This window comes from Endozoicomonas sp. SESOKO3, from assembly GCF_024606255.1.
This window is the reverse complement of the sequence record NZ_JAHHPR010000468.1, coordinates 1-1,320: the sequence shown is the minus strand read 5'-3', so window position 1 is coordinate 1,320 and position 1,320 is coordinate 1. Positions and strand designations below refer to the sequence as shown.

Annotated in this window: 2 protein-coding genes; one reads left to right on the top strand and one right to left on the bottom strand. The window is 50.3% G+C overall.

Annotated features, from left to right (window positions below):
• Positions 1–39 precede the first annotated feature (39 nt).
• Positions 40–678, bottom strand: a complete 639-nt coding sequence (locus tag KDK18_RS08080) for a penicillin-binding protein activator (RefSeq protein WP_257254394.1) — start codon at positions 676–678, stop codon at positions 40–42.
• Positions 679–916: 238 nt separating this feature from the next.
• Between KDK18_RS08080 and rsmI the strand changes: the two genes are divergently transcribed.
• Positions 917–1,320 (top strand): 16S rRNA (cytidine(1402)-2'-O)-methyltransferase (rsmI, locus tag KDK18_RS08075; protein WP_257254393.1); only part of this gene is annotated, 404 nt, incomplete at its 3' end.

The following is a 1,320-nucleotide window of genomic DNA, read 5'->3' as shown; positions in this document are numbered from 1 at the left end:
GAAACAGGATGGAACATGACCTCGCGTCAAATGACGTCTTTAAATGAAGTGCTGGTTCAGTGATTTGTCAGAGCGATAAACCAGAGCGAGTTGCAGCCAGCCTTTCATGACTTTACTGTCGGTCTGACTGTTCAGAATAATCAGGCGCTCTTCAGGTGCATTAAGCAGTGTTTCCCAAAAGGCATCGCGGTTTTCGGGTTGTTGGTCAAGCTCACTGATATTAGACAGCATGCTCCATTCGTCCAGGGCTGCAACGAATTCTCTGAAGCGGTTATACGCCCGTGCTTTGAGAATGTGACTTTGATCCAGGAGCTGAGTGTTGCTGCTGTTGATAACTGCTGCTCTGTCCAGCCAGAGGAAAATTTCCCGGTTCTGTCCTGCCCGCTCAGCAATGCGGGCTCTTGCCACGGCCATTTCGGCTCTGAGAGTTTCAGGTAACTCTCCATAATTCAGGCTGTCCAGAATGGTTCGTGCTCTGGCTAACTGGTCATCGGTTAATTGCCTGGCAGCCTGAATTTTGAGTCTGGCGCTTTCTGGAAATGAGCTGCGTTTGGCTCGCTCCAGCAGTTGATCGGCTCCTTCCCGAGCCATTTCCTGCGAGGGTGAAGTAAGTTCAGCGACTTTGCTGGGTTGTAATGAGCATCCTGTCAACACCGCGCCAATCAGCAGTGTAGTCATCAGAGTGCGTTTGGAAAGGTTCTGGCTCATAAAATCGGAGTCAACGACCGAACTGTTTTTGATTCATCTATTTTACCCTAACATGGTCTGTGCGTCAGCCTGATGAGGATAGGATGGGAGGTCAGGTTGTTAAGGATTCTGTCAACGGCTCTCTGAAAAGAGTAAACTTATGGTTTTTTGTCTCTTAATCTCCCTGACTATGAACGACCCTCATAGTTGATCGACTGGCTGGCAGGATATGTCTGAAAGTACCCTTTTTGTTGTTTCGACCCCCATTGGAAATCTTGATGATATGGCACCGAGAGCCATTGAGGTGCTGAAGCAGGTGTCAGTGATTGCAGCTGAAGACACCAGGCATAGTCGTAAGTTGCTCAATCACTTTGGGGTCGAGACCCCCATGATTCCCTGTCATGAGCATAATGAAAGGCATCAGGCAGAGGTGTTACTGGCTCGATTACGGCAGGGCGATTCTGTGGCATTGATCAGTGATGCCGGGACGCCCCTGATATCAGACCCGGGCTTTGTGCTGGTGCGAATGGTCAGGGAGCAGGGTATCAAAGTAGCACCGGTTCCGGGTGCCTGTGCGCTCGTAGCGGCTCTGTCGGTCAGTGGCTTGCCAACGGACAGGTTCTATTTTGAAGG

Excerpts from the sequence above, each read along its gene's own strand:
- KDK18_RS08080 (WP_257254394.1), bottom strand. The coding sequence starts at position 678 with ATGACTACACTGCTGATTGGCGCGGTGTTGACAGGATGCTCATTACAA.